Source organism: Bradyrhizobium ingae (assembly GCF_055791185.1).
The window spans coordinates 185,573-200,714 of record NZ_JBVUBB010000005.1 but is presented as its reverse complement, the minus strand read 5'-3'; the positions used below and the strand labels follow the sequence as shown (position 1 = coordinate 200,714).

The window sequence follows — 15,142 nt, the reverse complement described above, 5'->3', positions numbered from 1 at the left end:
CCTCAAGCCGTTAGCCTCTGGCGGAGCATTAGTTCCACCAAGGCAAAATCGAGGTCGGAATCGATATCGACCGAACGTTCTTCCGGCATCTCGAATAGACGGGTGTCGGAGTAAAACACCGCCGGTTGCTCCAGGAAAGGCGCAACACGCCAGACGTAGATCGACGCATTCATGTCGAAGCAGCGCGGCGCATCCTGGCGGCGCACGACCGGAGGATCCACGGCCTTGGACAGGCCGACGCTGCCGTCGGCGCGTTGCTCCACGAGATTGAAATAGGGCGAACGGCGCGCTGTTGCTCCGGTGATGACATTGCGTGCGCCGGACGTCTGCAGCAACTCCACGGCACCGGTGATATCGGAGGCGAGGCGCAGCGGCGAAGTGACGTCGAGATCCACGAAAATCTCCGGCGTCGTGCCGCTGCGCGCGACCGCCTGCTCCAGGCAATGCCGGATCGCCGGCAGTTTCGGCGCGGTGTCGGTCGCCATCTCGTCCGGGCGTTTCACCGCAATATCGGCGCCGGCCTTCAGTGCCGCCTCGAGCAGGGCGTCGGAATCGCTGCTGAAGGCGATCGCGTCGAACAGGGCGGTCTCGCGCGCCTGCTCGATGCTCCAGGCGAGCACGGGCTTGCCCAGGAGATCGCGGATGTTCTTTCCAACGACGCCTTTCGAGCCGCCCCGCGCGCAGATCGTGCAAATCAGGCTCATGGTGAAATCCAGCTTCCCGTGCGCCAGGCCCGCTCGCTTGCATCGATCAGGTGCACCACGCCCAGTGCTTCTGGTAACGAGCAGGCCGGGCGTTGTCCTTCCATCGCGGCGAGGTGCATGTCGCGATAGCTCTGGTCTCGCTGGCTCGGAATATCGACGGCCTTGCCGTTGACCGATAGCCTGCTGCCAACGAGGTCAGCCTCGATGGTCTCATCCTCGAGATTGACGCGGATGCGGCGGACACCTTGCCGGTCTAGATAGTCCATGTGGACGTGAACCGCTTGCGCGCGCTCCATATCGAGCAGCAGATCAAAATGATCGTCGACGTCGATGTCGCGCGCACCCGACGCGCCGGCGAGTGCTGCGACGCGATGCCAGGGCCCGAACAGCCATAGCAGATAGTCCAGCTCGTGGCTCAAGTCGCGAAGCACACCACCTCCCGCATCGGCCGTGGCGGACGCGGTCGCGCGGTGATCGCGGCCGGGCCGCCAGTCCCGGATGTCCTGTCCGACATAAGCGGACACGGTAATCGTCTCACGGCCACGGATTCTTTCCGCAAGTGCGGTCATCACCGGATGGAAGCGCAGATTATAGCCGACGCTCAGGTGGGCAAAGGGATAGCTGACGGTCGGACCAGGCCTTGCGAACAGCGGTTTCTCGACCAGTACCGATCCAAGGAAGCCGGCTTTCGCGAGCTCTTGGAGATCTTCTCCATGCCTGGCGGTCTCGGTCGCAACCACCGCATATTGGGGGTGCACCTTCGCGACGGCATCCATGATCGAAGCATGGTCGCCGCCTGCGCGCCGGCTCACCGTCGTAACTTCAAGACCGAGCTCGCGAAGGACGCGCGCATGTCGCGTTCCGATCGAGCCAAGGCCAATCACGACCGCGTTCGCCGAAGTCACAGGAAGACCTCGTGAAATTCCGCGTGTGCCTGCTCGAAATCCTCCATGCGGCCGATGTCGAGCCAGTACTCGCGGATCGGATAGACCGCGACGCGTCCCTTGCTCGCGATCACGCGCTCGAGCACGGTCGGCATGTCGATGGGTACGCCGGGTTCGACATGACGGAAGACGGAATTACCGACCACGTAGATGCCGGCGCTGACAAACCAGCTTTCCGTCGGCTTCTCGCGGATGGTCTGGAGAAAGCCGTCCGACGTCGAGACCACGCCATAGGGCACGTGCACCTTGTGCTCGCGTACCGCCATGGTCGCTTCCGCCGGTGTCCCGTTGTGGAAATCGAGCAGCGCGCCGTAGTTGATCGTAGTGAGGATGTCGCCGTTGGTGACGATCATCGGCAGATCCGGCGGCGTTGGAAACAGCCCGAGCGCGCCGGCGGTCCCCAGGCGCTCCGTTTCGTGGACATATTGGACGTTAGCGCCGAAGGCTGCGCCGTCGGCAAAATAGTCCTTGATGATGTCGGCCTTGTAGTTGACCGAGATGAAGATGTTGGCAAAGCCCTGCTGTACGACGCTGCGGACGATGGTCTCGAGCAGCGGCCGTCCGCCGACATTGAGCATCGGTTTCGGCATGTCCCGCGTCAGCGCACCGAGGCGCTCGCCGAGTCCACCGGCCATGATCAGCACCGGATTCGGATAGTGACGCGGCTCAAGCAGCTCATCGAACGTCTCGACCACGACGAGATGACCACCCTCGTCGAGCAGCGGGAGCTGCTTGATCGACTTCTGCCGCATCAGATGCAGGCGATCCTCGCGCGACAGTGTCGCCAGTGCCGATACTGGCGTCCGGTTCATCACGTCGGTCGCGAGCCCGGTAAGCGGAATGCCGCGGAGCAGGCCGCGCCTGATATCGCCGTCCGTGACCACGCCGAGCAGGCGATTCTGGTCGTCGAGCACGAGTGCGATCTGGATGCTGCCGCTCTCGATCGCGGCAATGGCCTCGCCGACGGTCGCCTGCGTTCCAACGACGGCTTTACGCCAGGATTTCATGGCAAACTGCCTCGTATACGCCGGATATTGGGGGCGCCCCACGGGTGATTTCGCTATATCGCGGCTGCGAGAGGCGGCGTCAACCCCAACCAGGGCTACCTCGGGTTGCCCCTGTTAACCGTGGCGCTCCCCGGTTCGAATCGGTGGTTTGAAGGCGTTCGGCCGGCCCGGTAAGATGATCACGATAGGGAGTCGCAATGGACGATCTGATCATCATCGGCGGTGGCGAGCACGCCTTCATGGTCTATGAGGCGGCGCTGCTATCCGGCCAGTTCAACGTCGTCGGATTCGTCGACCGCCAGCCTGTCAGGCTGGGCGAAGTGCGCTACCTTGGAACCGACGATGTGGCGGCCAACTATCCCGATGTCGCTTTCGTAGTCGGGATCGGGACGCTCCAGGCCGGACCGGGGCGGGCGCAGATGATCGGCCGGATCCGGGTCAAGCGCTGGGCGACCGTCATTCACCCGCGTGCATTTGTTTCGCCATCGGCGAGCATTGGCGTGGGCTCGGTCGTCCTGCCGGGGGCGATCATTAATGCGCGCGCCGCGATCGGCGATCACTGCATCGTCAATTCCGGTGTCATCGTCGAGCACGACGTGCGCGTCGGGCACTATACCCACCTCTCGCCGGGAACCGTCGCGGGCGGCGGTGCAACGATCGGCAACAATTGTTTCGTGGGGCTTGGCAGCCGGGTGAAGGATCACATCGTCGTCGGCGACGATACGTCCATTGCGATGGGCTCCGTCGTGACAGCTTCTTGCCCGGCGGGGTCCGTGCTGCGCGGGCTGCCGGCAAAGCCCTACGGTCAGAGCGGATCGTCCGGCTCGAGCGCACGCGGGGCAGGCGTTCCAATCAGCGACCAATAATCGATCGGCGAGCGGCCCGAACCCGGCCGCTTGGCGGCGATGTCGTCTGGCCCGATCAACTCGCCTGCCTTGAGCGATCGCGCCGCCACGATGCTCTTGCGCGCCACCGGCACGTTCCCGATCTCGGATTCCTTCGGCGCCTTCACGCCATCGCCGAGCGCTTTCTCGACGTTGCGGATTGCCGTAACCATTCGTTTGAACTCGCCAGGTTCGATCGATGCCGCATGGTCGGGACCTGCGGCGTTGCGATCGAGCGTGAGGTGCTTTTCGATGATGGTCGCGCCCAGCGCAACCGCGGCCAGCGAGATTTCGATGCCGTCGGTATGATCGGAATAACCGACTGGAAGCTGGAAGGCTGTCCGCATCGTCGCCATCGCTGCGAGGTTCACGTCGCCGATCGGGCAGGGATATTCGGTGGTGCAATGGAGCAGGCTGACGTGGCGGCCGAGCGCGGCACGTGCGCCCGGGTCACGCCACGCGGCGCGGAAGGCGTCGACGCCGGGCGAATCTACGTGGTGCGCGTAGCCATGCGCGAGCACGCCGAGGGCCTCTTCAACCTCGCCTAATGTCGCCATGCCCGTTGACAGGATCAAGGTCGCGCCGGCTTTTGCCGCTGCATGAAGCAAGGGCGCGTTGGTGAGATCGCCAGACCCGATCTTGATACGCGGCAGTTTCAGCGATAGCAGGAAGGCGAGCGAGGCATCGTCGAACGGCGTCGAAAGGAACTCGATTCCGCGCGTGTTGGCGCGTGCGATTAATTGCCGGTGCGCCGCTTGCGGCAGTTCGAGCCGTGTCAGCATGGCCAACTGGCTCTCCGAAGCGTCGGTCGTGCGCTGTTGATAATCCGCCTTCTTCGCCGCATGGCCGGCGAGAGACCTCGCATTGAAGGTCTGGAACTTGACAATATCGGCGCCGGCATCTGCCGCAGCGTCGACCAGTGCCAGCGCCTTTTCCAGACTGCCGTCGTGATTGACGCCGGCCTCGGCGATGATCAGCGTATGCCTCGTCATGCACCTCTCCCGCTTGCGGGAAGCTCGTAGAAGCCCTTCTTGAGGAGCTGTTTGAAATCCGGGATCGCAGCAAGGGTATCGGCAAATCGACGGCTGGATTCGCCGTCGCCGTACGGATTGACGGTGGGTTGACGCCCGCGCTGTAGGGCCTGGGCAATGGCGGCGGCGATCGAGCCGCGCTCGGGCTCCGCCTGAAACACCGAGGCCGCGCGCTCACGCCCCTTCTGGCGGTCGCCGATGTTGACCGTAGGCACGTTGAATGAAGGGGCTTCGAGAAGGCCGCTCGACGAGTTGCCGATCACCACGTCCACCTGGTTCATCAGGCTGAGATAGCGGAGCTGGCCCAGCGAGGCGACCGCGATGCTGTTCGGGCGGCCCGCGACGAAGGATTCGATCCGTTCGTTCAACGCGCGGCCTTCGGCATCGGCATTGGCAAGCGTGAAGACGAGACCGAAGGCCGGATCGAGCGTTGCGAGCGCCACGAACAGCTCCTCCAGCTCGGCTACCGAACGGCCCGCTTCGACCGTGACTGGGTGGAACGTCACCACAGCGTTGCGGCTGCCAAGCGCCATCCCGACCGCGCGGCCGATGCCGGCACGATCCATCAGAGTAACGCGCTTGATGGCATCTATGCCCACAGAGCCGATCGTATGGATCCGTGACGGATGCTCGCCGAGCTGGATCAGTCGCCCGGTCGAGCCCTGATTGCTCGTGAAATGCAGATGCGCCATCTTGCTGATGGCATGGCGTGTCGACTCGTCGACCGCACCTTCGGTGACGTCGCCGCCGAACAGATGTGCCATCGGCAGGCGCATGAACATCGCGGCCTGCGCGGCCGCGAACATCTCGAAACGGTCGCCGAGCACGACGACGAGATCAGGCTTCAGCCGCGTGAATGCGTCGGCAAATCCGATCACGCCCAGTCCGACCGATTTTGCGACGCCGGCTCCGGTATCGCTGCTGAGCAGCGTCTCGATCGTCTCGTCGACCGCAAATCCTTCGTCGCGGATGTTGCTGAAAGTGTAACCGAACTCCGGGGCGAGATGCATGCCGGTGGCAATGAGCTGGAGTGCCAGGCCGGGGGTTTCCCGGATCGCGCGCATCGGCCAGGTCAGCAGTCCGAAATCGGCACGGCTGCCGGTGATGAAGCAGATTTTGCGCGTGGCGTCACTCATCGTGGGCCCTGATGCTGGCGCTGCTCGGCAGGTTGATCAGTCGACGCTCGATCGATTCGGCGACAGACAAGTCGCCGCGCGGACTTGTTGCATACATCGGCAGCTTCTGCATCAAGGTCCAGGCCGGCCGCGCGCCAAAGCCGGCTTCGTTGAGCGCTGTAAGCACCTCGTCGCGGCGGTTCGCATGGGCTTCGTCGAGCAGAATCGCGTTCAGCCAATAGTTGCTGGTGGTGCCTGCAGGCTCACGCGAGAAGTGCACGCCAGGGACGTGTGCGAAGACGCGCTCGTAAGCCGACGCCAGCTTGCGCTTGCTCTTCAGGAAGCCATCGAGCTGCTCGAGCTGAGCGCAGCCGAGCGCGGCGTTCAGGTTGGGCAGGCGATAGTTGAAGCCGACCTCGTCGTGGACGAACGCCCATTTGTGCGGCAGCTTGGCGGTCGTGGTGAGATGTTTTGCGCGGCGGCCCAGCTCTTCGTCGTTGGTGAGAATGGCGCCGCCGCCGCCCGTCGTCACGATCTTGTTGCCGTTGAAGCTGAGCGCCGCGAGCCGCGCCTGTGATCCGACGGCGTGGCCCTTGTAGGTCGAGCCGAGTGATTCCGCAGCATCCTCGACCAGCGCGATGTTCCAGTCTTTGGCCAGCGCGGCGATCCCCTCCAAGTCTACGGGGTGGCCGAACGTGTGCATGGGCGCAAGGGCCGCGATGCGGCGCCCGGTCTCGCGGTTGATGGTGCCGGTTGCGGTTCGTTCTGCGATCGCCTCGAGGCGCGCGGCGACCGCGCGTGGCTCCATGCCGAGAGTTTCGAGGGAGCTGTCGACGAAATGCGGGACAGCGCCGCAATAGGCGATGGCGTTCGTCGTCGCGATGAAGGTGAGGGCGGGTGAGATCACCTCATCACCGGGTTCGACGCCGGCGAGTCGGAAGCAGGCGTGCAGCGCCGCCGTGCCGTTGACCACGGCGATCGCGCGTTTGGCTCCGGTTGTTTCCTCGAGCATGCGCTCGAACCGATCGACGAATTTCCCGACCGAGGATACGAAGGTGCTCTTGATGCATTCCTCGAGATAGGCGATCTCGTTGCCGGCAAAGACCGGCTCGTGCAGGCCAAGCAGGCCGTTCGGCGTTCCGACGGCGCGCCTTACGGCATCGACTACTGCTGTTGGCTCGAATACGGACCTTGTCACGGCGATGCCCACCGTCTCTTCAGACATTGTAGATGTCAGCCTTGTACCGGCTGAGATTGGCGGGATTGGTGAACCAGCTCACCGTCTTTTCCATGCCGCGGCGCATGCCTTCGACGCCGCCGAATTCCGGTGCCCAGCCGAGCCGTTGACGTGCCAGCGAATTGTCGGCCCACAGGCGTTCGACCTCGCTGTTGGCTGGCCGCAGGCGTGCCTCGTCGGTCTCGATCTCGATGGCGGTTCCCATGACGTCGGCGATCATCTGCGCGGTCGCGCCGACCGAGATCTCGAAGCCGCTGCCGAGATTGATCGTCTGGCCGCATACCTGCGTCGCCGGCGCGGTCAGGCCCGCGATCAGGCCCCGCGCGGTGTCGGTGACAAACGAAAAGTCGCGCGTTGGGCTGACGGCGCCAAGGCGGATCTTGCGCTTGCCGGTGGCGATCTGGCTGATGATTGTCGGGATCACTGCGCGCGCCGACTGCCGCGGGCCAAAAGTGTTGAAGGGACGGATGACGACGACAGGGATGTCGAACGAGGCCTGGAACGACAGCGCCATCTGGTCGGAGGCGATCTTCGACGCCGAATAAGGCGACTGACCGACCAGCGGGTGGCTCTCCTTGATCGGAACGGATTGCGCCGTGCCGTAGACCTCACTGGTCGAGGTCTGCACGAAGCGGCGCACCCCAGCCAGACGTGCTGCCTGGAGCACGTTCACTGTGCCGCGAATGTTGGTTTCCACGTAGGAATCCGGTGCGACGTAGGAGAAGGGGATCGCGATCAGCGCGGCGAGGTGCAGCACGTCGGTACAGCCCCTTGCGGCTTCGATCATGAAATGAGCATCGCGGATGTCGCCAGCGACGACCTCCACCGACTTCATGACCTCTGGGGCAATTGTGTCGAGCCAGCCCCAGGAGTTGAAGGAGTTGTAGTAGACGATTGCCTTGACCCGGGCTCCGGCCTTCACCAGCTCCTCGACGACATGCGAGCCGATAAAGCCGTCGCTGCCGGTGACGAGGACGCGGGCGTCCCTGAGTTGTTCCATGCCGGACCCCAAACGCGATTAAGCCAGTCTTCGCAATAGGATGGCGCTATAGCACACTGGCGGTTGTGTGCAACAGAGCAGGGCTCGACCACCCTCAAATGCCCGCTTATGCAGAGCTTTTGGGGACGACAGCGAGAGCCGGCCTAGACCTTTTTGGCGGCGTCGAGGCGCTGTCGCACAAAGGTCTCGAGATTTCCCCCGTCGAATAAATGGCCGGGAAGGCCTGCCGCCCCTGCCGCCTCCATGTCGCTTGGCTTGTCGCCGATCACCATGCTGCGGCTCATGTCGATCGGGAACCGCCTGACGAGGTCGGTGATCATGCCGGGCGCGGGTTTGCGCCGGTCGCTGGTGCGGCAATAGCGCGCGACGGTGCCGTCGGGATGATCGGGGCAATACTCGAAGGCATCGATATGTGCGCCGACCAGCGCCATCTGGTCCGCCATCCATCGGTGCAGGGTGATGACGTGGTGCTCCTCGTAGTAGCCGCGCGCGATTCCGGATTGATTGGTTATGACGAAGGCGAAGTAGCCGGCATCGTTGACCGCTTTCACGGCCTCGCGCGCGCCATCGATCCATTCAAGCCCGGCCGCTTCGTACGCGTAGCCGGAATCATGGTTGAGCACGCCGTCGCGATCGAAGAACACCGCCGGGCGCCGCAGTCTCGCGCGCAATTCGCGGTCGGCACGCGCAAAGTCCTCGGGGATGCCGATGTCGATAAAGTAGCCGCGATAGGAGCTGCCGCGCAGCGCACCGCGTGCGGCAAGAGAGGGGAATACGTCCTGCTCGATCGAGGCGGGAAGGAGTGGCAGATCGGCGAGAACCGATTTGTCGATGACGTAGACGCCGGCGTTGACCGGTCCAGTCGCGCCCGCGCCGGGGGCCACGAATGTCCGTACGACGTCGCCCTCCAGTAGCACGCGGCCGTAGCGGTCGCCGTCCACGTCGGCGCGCAGCGCCATGTAGACGCCGTCGGAGTGTGCGCGCGCGATTAGGTCCAGCAAATTGAAGTCGAACAGCGAGTCGCCGTTGAGCAGCACGAAGCGATCCTGCAGGAGGTCGTGTGCATGGATCAGCGCGCCAGCCGTGCCGAGCGGCTGCGTCTCGCGCGAGACGGCGATCCGCGCGCGACCCCGGACCACGCCGGCATAGTGCGCCTCGACGAGCTCGGCCTTGTGGCCCGCGAGAAGCAGAATCTCGTCGAAGACGTCGTAGCGTGCGAGTTCGTCGATCAGCGTATCGAGGAACGGCCGTCCGCCAACTTCGAGCATCGGCTTGGGGATGGACTTGGTGCGGTCGCCGAGTCGGGTACCAAGTCCACCGACGAGGATAGCGGCCTGTCTCAGCATGGTGCGCGCCGCTGGCGCAGGATTGGGTCCGCTTGTACGCGAGGCAATTTCATAGTCGGAGTTCATGTTTCGAACTAAGATGTCGTCTTGAGCTGCGATCTCGATCTGAAAAGCCTTAGGGCGCCGGCAAGCCCGCGGAGGCGTATCGCCATGACAGCCCATGGTACGAGAGGTAGTCCAACACGAGCAAACCGCGTTTCCAAGACCAGGCTGACGACGAGTGCCGCGATCTTCATCCAGTAGCTCTCCACGACTAGAAAATTGAGCATTCCGCCGATGTACATCACGAGGAAACCGTACAACACATAGAGTGCCAGGAATGCGGACGCATACCGCCCCTGCAGCGTGCCCTTCACGATCAGGGCGGTCAATAGCGCGGCAACGGCCCCGCACCCGAGAAGAAACGGCCACGCATAGATTGGGCCGAACAGCTCGAAGAAGATCTCCGGAAACCCGCCTGCAAACTGGAAGCCTGCGAGGATGTGATCGGACGTCCGAGGCTCACCGACGGTTTCCAGCATCAGATATTGCGGCGTGGTGTTCTTGCTGGGATCCAAGGGGGTCTGAAAAAGAAAATCGTAAACCCGGCCGGGCTGCCAATGATCGAGGACGAATATCCGCTCATAGGAAATCCAGCCCATCTCGCTGGGCTGGACCAGTAAGCGCTCCCAGAACTCGGACACGACTTCGGAGCCCTCATAGCCGCGAACCGTGGTCAGATTGTTGAAGATGGCTACAGCAGCGAGGATGACTGTTAGCGAAACGCCTACCCCCATGAGTGCAGTTTCGCGCGCCCCGAATGCGCGCTTGATCCAGTGAAATGGGATCACCGATCTTTCGACTTCGGTCTGCGCAACAACTGCAGAGAAGGGAATAACGAAAAAGCTCAACAGGCTGTAAAATGCGGAGAAGCGGTTGCCGGTGAGGAACATGTAAACGAGCAGGGTAGCGACCAGTCCCATGTAGCGGAAGGCGATTCTGCAATTTCGCAGCCGTTCCGCCGCCAGCATGAGTCCCCACCAGAATGCGAGGAAGCTGCCGTATTTAGCTACCCAACGGTGAGCCGCGCCGGCCGTTGTTGCAGTGTAATCGTACCGTTCAGTATGCGTGAACAGCGGAATCGAGCCGCGGCGCAACATGTCCATGAACAGATAGGCAAGAAACAGCGATGACAATAAAAACGTTACGTCCGCCAGGGTCAGAACCCTAGGTGCCGCCCGTCGCCGATCGATGGCATCCAACCAGTTCCTGATCGCGCCGGACCGCAGCACGTACAGAAAGGGGAGAAGCGTCACGAAATAGGCAAGCACATGCAGCGGAGTAGCGAGTCCGGGGCCGACGAAACGAACGGTCTGGGACGACCATATCGGGCCCGCTAAATCGATGAAGGAGGTTGACACCGTACGCCAGGCGAACGTGAACAGGATGAAGAAAAATCCAAGAAAGACGACGGGCCGGTAAGCCGCCAAGAAAATAACAAAGAGGCAAAATGCACCTGCCGGCAAGATGACCGCGGTCTGCTCTGGAAGGGGTGGCATTGAGTGCTCGGCCTCGGATCAGAACAAACGATATTCTGGCGGGATCGGACTCTAAGTCCTGCCCCGTGGACTAACGGCAAGAAAGAGAAGACCAATTGCCACAAGCATTAAGAGTCCCGCCGCAATGGATGCCGTCAGAGTTCCGACTGAGCGTGAAGCTAGGGGAGAAATCTCCCCCGCGGCCTGTACCACCGTAGCTTCACTCAAGGTTGCCAGACTCTCGCCGGTCTGAATACGATCTTTAAGACTATTCCACGTCGGAAGCGCGGCCGTCACGGTCGGAGTGAAGACCCAGGGCCCTGGACGAGTCTTCTCTTCGGCCTCCGTGCTCAACACCCGGCTGTTCAAGTCGTCGTTCGACTGCTCGATCCTGGCGACGCGGGCTTTTGCGTCTTCGATTTGGGCTCGCAGCGGTCTCAGGCTCTGTTCGAGGAGGGCCGCATGGATCTCTCCGATCTCCGCGGCAACAGCATCGAGCGCGGCTCGAACATCTCCCGGCGAGCCCGCCGAAAGCTCGACGCCGATGTTCCGATCGCTGTCCAAAAGAATGCCTCGCAGGCTGGAGGTGACGATCCGCTTGGAAAGGGCAGCGGTTTCGGGATTGAATGAAGCGCGATTTGCTATCTTCTCCTTGAAGGATTGATCCGAAATCCGCGCAACCAAAGTGCGAGGAGGCTCAAGCGGAGCCAAAGGCGGGCCACTCAATTGCATGACAAAACTGATGGGCGGCGCTTCGCCGATTGTTACCCTCGTCCTGCCGGTCCAGACATCCGATGCCGTCGGATGGTAAAGCGTAAACGTCAGCACGGCTGCGGCAATTGCGGCGCCCGCAACTAGCCATTTTGATCTCCAGACGCGCTCTGAGATGAACTTCAAGACCGTTCTTGCGTCCGGTGCCGCGCCCGAAAAATGCTGGCCCACGAAGTCCCCTCACAAGTTTGTCGGCTTTGCTGATTTTAGGCTGTGGTCCTGGCCAGTGGCAACCCCGCGAGAACAGGATAGTCGAGCTTATCCAGGCCTGCCGGAACTTGCGGTCGATCGGATCGTCATGAAGCCGTTGTGTTGCGTCACTGATGGGCGACCACCACGGTTGATTTATTGTAGAAGCGCGCAACGCAATCGTTCGGTAGTTGTGACGGCGATTCCTTCAGTTCGTCACCCGCCAACAAGCGTGGCGACGCTGTGCGGCGGGGAACGGTGACGTTCGCATCGCCTGACGTGGAGAGGAGCGAGTTCCTCGCCTGGCTCTCGCGCCAGTAAGTGACGAGTTGAGGCCACTCATCCTGGATCTGCAAATAGGTAGGTGCGGTGTTTACTGGCAGGATATGCCAGGTTCCGTATGTCGCCGCGATGAAGGCTGCCAGACTTGCCGCTGTCGGAGTTTTGCCCTTGTAGAACTGAAGCGAGATGCCGAGGATCGCTTGGACCGCAATGACAACGCAAGCCGACAAGAGCACGACCTCCACGGCAACAAGTTCATTTCGTGCCCGAAGCGCGAGTACCTCGCCCGTCGAGTAAGCGCCGATGAAGTAGGACACGAGCGCCCACTGCGCACCGAGCGCCAGCAACGCAATCGCAAACAGGATGTTCTGCGCCGCAGCCTTGGGTCTTAGTCGCCGGCTCGTGGCAATGCCGAAACAAATCGCCAAGATCGCAAACGATCGGATGACGTCAGAATTGCCAATCGCGTAGCAATAGTCGGCAAGATAGGTCATCGCATTGTCCAGCGATGCCGCGATATCGCCGCTGCGTTGGTAGGCTTTGAGGCGGATCGCATTGCTGGGCGAAAAGAGCACCACGCCGTAACTCAGCAGTATGACGGCGAGGATCCCGAGGTGGTAACCGACCTGGGCTTCGCGCCGCATCGTAAACAGCCTGAACAGAAGGGACAGCGTCGCCATGCCGAGCAGAAAGAATGCGGTGAATTCGTTGAACATGGCGGTGAACGCGCAGACCAGAACAGCCAAGCTCAATGAGCGGAGGTTGATGCGGGTTCGGTTGAGCGAAACATTGATTGCCCACGCCGCAAAGAGCGAAGCGCCGATCGCTGCGGTCAAGTAGCAAGCCTCGCCCGTCACCCAGTAGATGAATTCGCCGATGTTCGGCACGATGCTGAGAGTAAGGGAGCACAGCAGCAGCCCGAACAAGCCGCCGAGCAGATAATTGTCCGTCCGCAGCACCAATATTGCGGACGCCATGACAGCCATAATGAACAAGAGCAACATCAAAGCATTGAAGACGGGATAGACAACGAAAAGATCAAGTCCTGTGGCGCTCGCCAACAAAGAGGGGAGAGTGATGATCGTTAGAGCGGGCAGTCGACCGGTCACTGATACGTAATATTGGTGGACAGCGGCGACCGCCTGCCCGAGGGTGTGTGACGCCAAGCAGAAATCATCAGTCGAAGGGCTGCTGTAGAGTGCGGCTGACGCGAAGGGCAGAAGATAAAACAGCGGAACGCAGCAAAGCACCAGGTATCCGAATCGAATGGCCACCGTCAGTAATTTTTTCGCAGTCTCATTCATTGCAACCGAGCGATCTGCTTCTGTGCCGGTATAGAAATAGTTTGTGTGAAGGCGCGGAAGCGCTATCCGCTCGAACGCATCGAAGCCTTCTGGTCAAGTGGTGCGACGCTCGGGATCGGACCGGCGCGAACAGTCGTGCTGGCCACCCCGTCAAGGAATGTCTTCCACTCGCAGTGACGAATTAAGCAATAATAATAGTGGAATGACAACTCGTGACCGGCCAGAATTGGCGACTTCGGAACAAATTCAATAGTTGCCTGGGGACCGCGCAGATCCATATTGCGAAACGCAGACCCCTCCATGTGCATGGCTTCGTCGATTTCCCGTAGAATGGTCGGGCGCTCGTTTCGGCCGGTAAACCCAAAAAGCGGTCGATTGTCCCAGGCAAGGTGTAGGCCGCCGGTTATCTCCGTAATTCCATAATAGGTATGATCGGGGAAATCGAGGAAGCCATCGGCCAGATTGAATACCGCCGCAGGCGGCTCACGATAATCTCGCCCGAGTTGGTCGATCATTGCCGATTGCCGAATCCACCGGGCTTGCTGCAGGAAATAGCTGTTCCATAGCGAGCAAAGGTTGGCCGAAAGGATCAACGCGCAGACAACATAGCTTGCGGCCCTGTTGGAGGCAGACTGAACGGTGCGGAGGACCCAGATGACGATGAACCCGACAGGAAGGCCAAACAGAAGGAGGTGTCTGGATTCGTAGAAATGCCCCGTTGGTGCAATGCCGACGCTGATGTACGGCAGCGCGCAAATGATGAACAGCATGACGCCCGCCACCAAGGGCCACATCAGGGCAGCGGGTAATTTCTGCGAATGGTTCCTGATAGCCGTGCCGTGCCGTGCCGCCAAGACCACAAACCCTATGCCGGCAAGAAGGGACACGCTGGCAACCCAGGCCGATCGCGCGGCCAAATGGAGAGCGTCAAGTGCCGGTTCGTAAATGCCCCAACGCAGGAACTGCAGCAACTGCGACAGCGCCTCACCAAAAATGGGAATCCGAATTAGATAGTAATCGTGATACGGACCAATCTTGGGAAAGAAATAGTTGGTCGAGATCCAATAAATAAAAGGTATTGCGAGGCAGTCCGCGAATCGCACAGTCGGTCGGATCAGGTTGCTCATTGTTGGTCGCTTGCAGCCGGCTTCCGGCGTGAGCAAGCAGAGGCCAGCCAACACGCCGGCGTAGTAGACCAAGATCATAGAGTTGACCGCGAAGCTGCAGAAGATCGCAACCAAACAGGCGAGACGCAAGCCGATGCGCGGGCGGCGGGAGCTCGCGATGATGGCAAACAGGTTGAGCCCGAGACAGAGCAACGCGAAGCTAAAGATGTAGGCGGAGGTAATCTTGGTCGCCCAGTCGCGGAAACCGGCATAACTCCAGACGAAGAAAACGACAATCAGCGTCTCGAAGTCGCTGAGAATCCTCAGTCGCGTAAGAAAAGAGTACAGACTCACCGCGCCGATCGCGATGCCTGCCAACGCAAGCGCATTCATAAAGGCAGTGGGATAACCGCTGAAGTTGGCCAGCGCGCAGTAAAGGTAGGTGATCGGGTGCCCGGCGCCATGAAGCAGAAACGAGATCATCGTCTGATAACCAGGCTTGATCTCGAACATCAACCAGTCGTCGCCGTATAGGCCATTGTTCAAGGCGAGGGGAGCGTGCACGATCAACAGCGCGCAGACAAGGAAAAGCGCGTCTTTCGGCCGCGAGTAAGCGCTCGCTTGGACAGAAGTCTCCTCGAGGTGAAGCGCCGTCCGCGTCAATGTGTCGTCCATGGGATATCGCGCCAACCGCACATTTGACCC

Annotated in this window: 13 protein-coding genes; 1 reads left to right on the top strand and 12 read right to left on the bottom strand. The window is 61.3% G+C overall.

Features of this window, described 5'->3' with window-relative positions; genetic code table 11:
- Positions 1–2 precede the first annotated feature (2 nt).
- Genes ACV1FX_RS10035 through ACV1FX_RS10025 form a run of 3 tightly spaced genes read right to left on the bottom strand, consistent with a single transcriptional unit; the run spans position 3 to position 2,655 of the window.
- Positions 3–704: an acylneuraminate cytidylyltransferase family protein gene (locus ACV1FX_RS10035; protein ID WP_473117390.1), complete on the bottom strand. Its 702-nt coding sequence runs from the start codon at positions 702–704 to the stop codon at positions 3–5.
- Positions 701–1,609, bottom strand: a complete 909-nt coding sequence (locus ACV1FX_RS10030; protein WP_473117389.1) for a Gfo/Idh/MocA family protein — start codon at positions 1,607–1,609, stop codon at positions 701–703. The genes ACV1FX_RS10035 and ACV1FX_RS10030 overlap by 4 nt, the downstream gene beginning before the upstream one ends.
- On the bottom strand, positions 1,606–2,655 hold the full coding sequence (locus ACV1FX_RS10025; protein ID WP_473117388.1) for a nucleotidyltransferase family protein: 1,050 nt from the start codon (positions 2,653–2,655) through the stop codon (positions 1,606–1,608). Before ACV1FX_RS10025 ends, ACV1FX_RS10030 begins: the two co-directional genes overlap by 4 nt.
- Before the next feature lie 197 nt (positions 2,656–2,852).
- Here ACV1FX_RS10025 and ACV1FX_RS10020 point away from each other — a divergent pair, with 197 nt between their 5' ends.
- On the top strand, positions 2,853–3,521 hold the full coding sequence (locus ACV1FX_RS10020) for an acetyltransferase (protein ID WP_473117387.1): 669 nt from the start codon (positions 2,853–2,855) through the stop codon (positions 3,519–3,521).
- On the opposite strand, the gene neuB is transcribed toward ACV1FX_RS10020, so the two are convergent.
- The 9 genes from neuB to ACV1FX_RS09975 all read right to left on the bottom strand — a co-directional run bounded on the left by neuB (position 3,461) and on the right by ACV1FX_RS09975 (position 15,112).
- Positions 3,461–4,531: an N-acetylneuraminate synthase gene (gene neuB, locus ACV1FX_RS10015; RefSeq protein ID WP_473117386.1), complete on the bottom strand. Its 1,071-nt coding sequence runs from the start codon at positions 4,529–4,531 to the stop codon at positions 3,461–3,463. The genes ACV1FX_RS10020 and neuB overlap by 61 nt on opposite strands.
- On the bottom strand, positions 4,528–5,706 hold the full coding sequence (neuC, locus tag ACV1FX_RS10010) for a UDP-N-acetylglucosamine 2-epimerase (RefSeq protein ID WP_473117385.1): 1,179 nt from the start codon (positions 5,704–5,706) through the stop codon (positions 4,528–4,530). The genes neuB and neuC overlap by 4 nt, the downstream gene beginning before the upstream one ends.
- Positions 5,699–6,910: a LegC family aminotransferase gene (locus ACV1FX_RS10005; protein ID WP_473117384.1), complete on the bottom strand. Its 1,212-nt coding sequence runs from the start codon at positions 6,908–6,910 to the stop codon at positions 5,699–5,701. Before ACV1FX_RS10005 ends, neuC begins: the two co-directional genes overlap by 8 nt.
- Positions 6,903–7,922, bottom strand: a complete 1,020-nt coding sequence (locus ACV1FX_RS10000) for an NAD-dependent 4,6-dehydratase LegB (protein ID WP_473117383.1) — start codon at positions 7,920–7,922, stop codon at positions 6,903–6,905. Before ACV1FX_RS10000 ends, ACV1FX_RS10005 begins: the two co-directional genes overlap by 8 nt.
- Before the next feature lie 143 nt (positions 7,923–8,065).
- Positions 8,066–9,268, bottom strand: coding sequence for an HAD-IIIA family hydrolase (locus ACV1FX_RS09995; protein ID WP_473117382.1), 1,203 nt, complete (start codon positions 9,266–9,268; stop codon positions 8,066–8,068).
- Positions 9,269–9,342: 74 nt separating this feature from the next.
- Positions 9,343–10,806 carry a DUF6418 domain-containing protein gene (locus ACV1FX_RS09990; protein WP_473117381.1) on the bottom strand — a complete coding sequence of 488 codons (1,464 nt, stop codon included), beginning with the start codon at positions 10,804–10,806 and terminating at the stop codon, positions 9,343–9,345.
- Between the two features lie 51 nt (positions 10,807–10,857).
- Positions 10,858–11,727 carry a coiled-coil domain-containing protein gene (locus tag ACV1FX_RS09985; RefSeq protein WP_473117380.1) on the bottom strand — a complete coding sequence of 290 codons (870 nt, stop codon included), beginning with the start codon at positions 11,725–11,727 and terminating at the stop codon, positions 10,858–10,860.
- Positions 11,728–11,873: 146 nt separating this feature from the next.
- The gene (locus ACV1FX_RS09980; protein ID WP_473117379.1) at positions 11,874–13,331 is read right to left on the bottom strand and encodes a hypothetical protein; all 1,458 of its coding nucleotides are present in this window, start codon (positions 13,329–13,331) and stop codon (positions 11,874–11,876) included.
- Positions 13,332–13,393: 62 nt separating this feature from the next.
- Positions 13,394–15,112, bottom strand: a complete 1,719-nt coding sequence (locus ACV1FX_RS09975) for a hypothetical protein (protein ID WP_473117378.1) — start codon at positions 15,110–15,112, stop codon at positions 13,394–13,396.
- Positions 15,113–15,142: the final 30 nt, after the last annotated feature.

Excerpts from the sequence above, each read along its gene's own strand:
- ACV1FX_RS10035 (WP_473117390.1), bottom strand. The coding sequence starts at position 704 with ATGAGCCTGATTTGCACGATCTGCGCGCGGGGCGGCTCGAAAGGCGTC.
- ACV1FX_RS10025 (WP_473117388.1), bottom strand. The coding sequence starts at position 2,655 with ATGAAATCCTGGCGTAAAGCCGTCGTTGGAACGCAGGCGACCGTCGGC.
- ACV1FX_RS10020 (WP_473117387.1), top strand. The coding sequence starts at position 2,853 with ATGGACGATCTGATCATCATCGGCGGTGGCGAGCACGCCTTCATGGTC.
- neuB (WP_473117386.1), bottom strand. The coding sequence starts at position 4,531 with ATGACGAGGCATACGCTGATCATCGCCGAGGCCGGCGTCAATCACGAC.
- neuC (WP_473117385.1), bottom strand. The coding sequence starts at position 5,706 with ATGAGTGACGCCACGCGCAAAATCTGCTTCATCACCGGCAGCCGTGCC.
- ACV1FX_RS10005 (WP_473117384.1), bottom strand. The coding sequence starts at position 6,910 with ATGTCTGAAGAGACGGTGGGCATCGCCGTGACAAGGTCCGTATTCGAG.
- ACV1FX_RS10000 (WP_473117383.1), bottom strand. The coding sequence starts at position 7,922 with ATGGAACAACTCAGGGACGCCCGCGTCCTCGTCACCGGCAGCGACGGC.
- ACV1FX_RS09995 (WP_473117382.1), bottom strand. The coding sequence starts at position 9,268 with ATGCTGAGACAGGCCGCTATCCTCGTCGGTGGACTTGGTACCCGACTC.
- ACV1FX_RS09990 (WP_473117381.1), bottom strand. The coding sequence starts at position 10,806 with ATGCCACCCCTTCCAGAGCAGACCGCGGTCATCTTGCCGGCAGGTGCA.
- ACV1FX_RS09980 (WP_473117379.1), bottom strand. The coding sequence starts at position 13,331 with ATGAATGAGACTGCGAAAAAATTACTGACGGTGGCCATTCGATTCGGA.
- ACV1FX_RS09975 (WP_473117378.1), bottom strand. The coding sequence starts at position 15,112 with ATGGACGACACATTGACGCGGACGGCGCTTCACCTCGAGGAGACTTCT.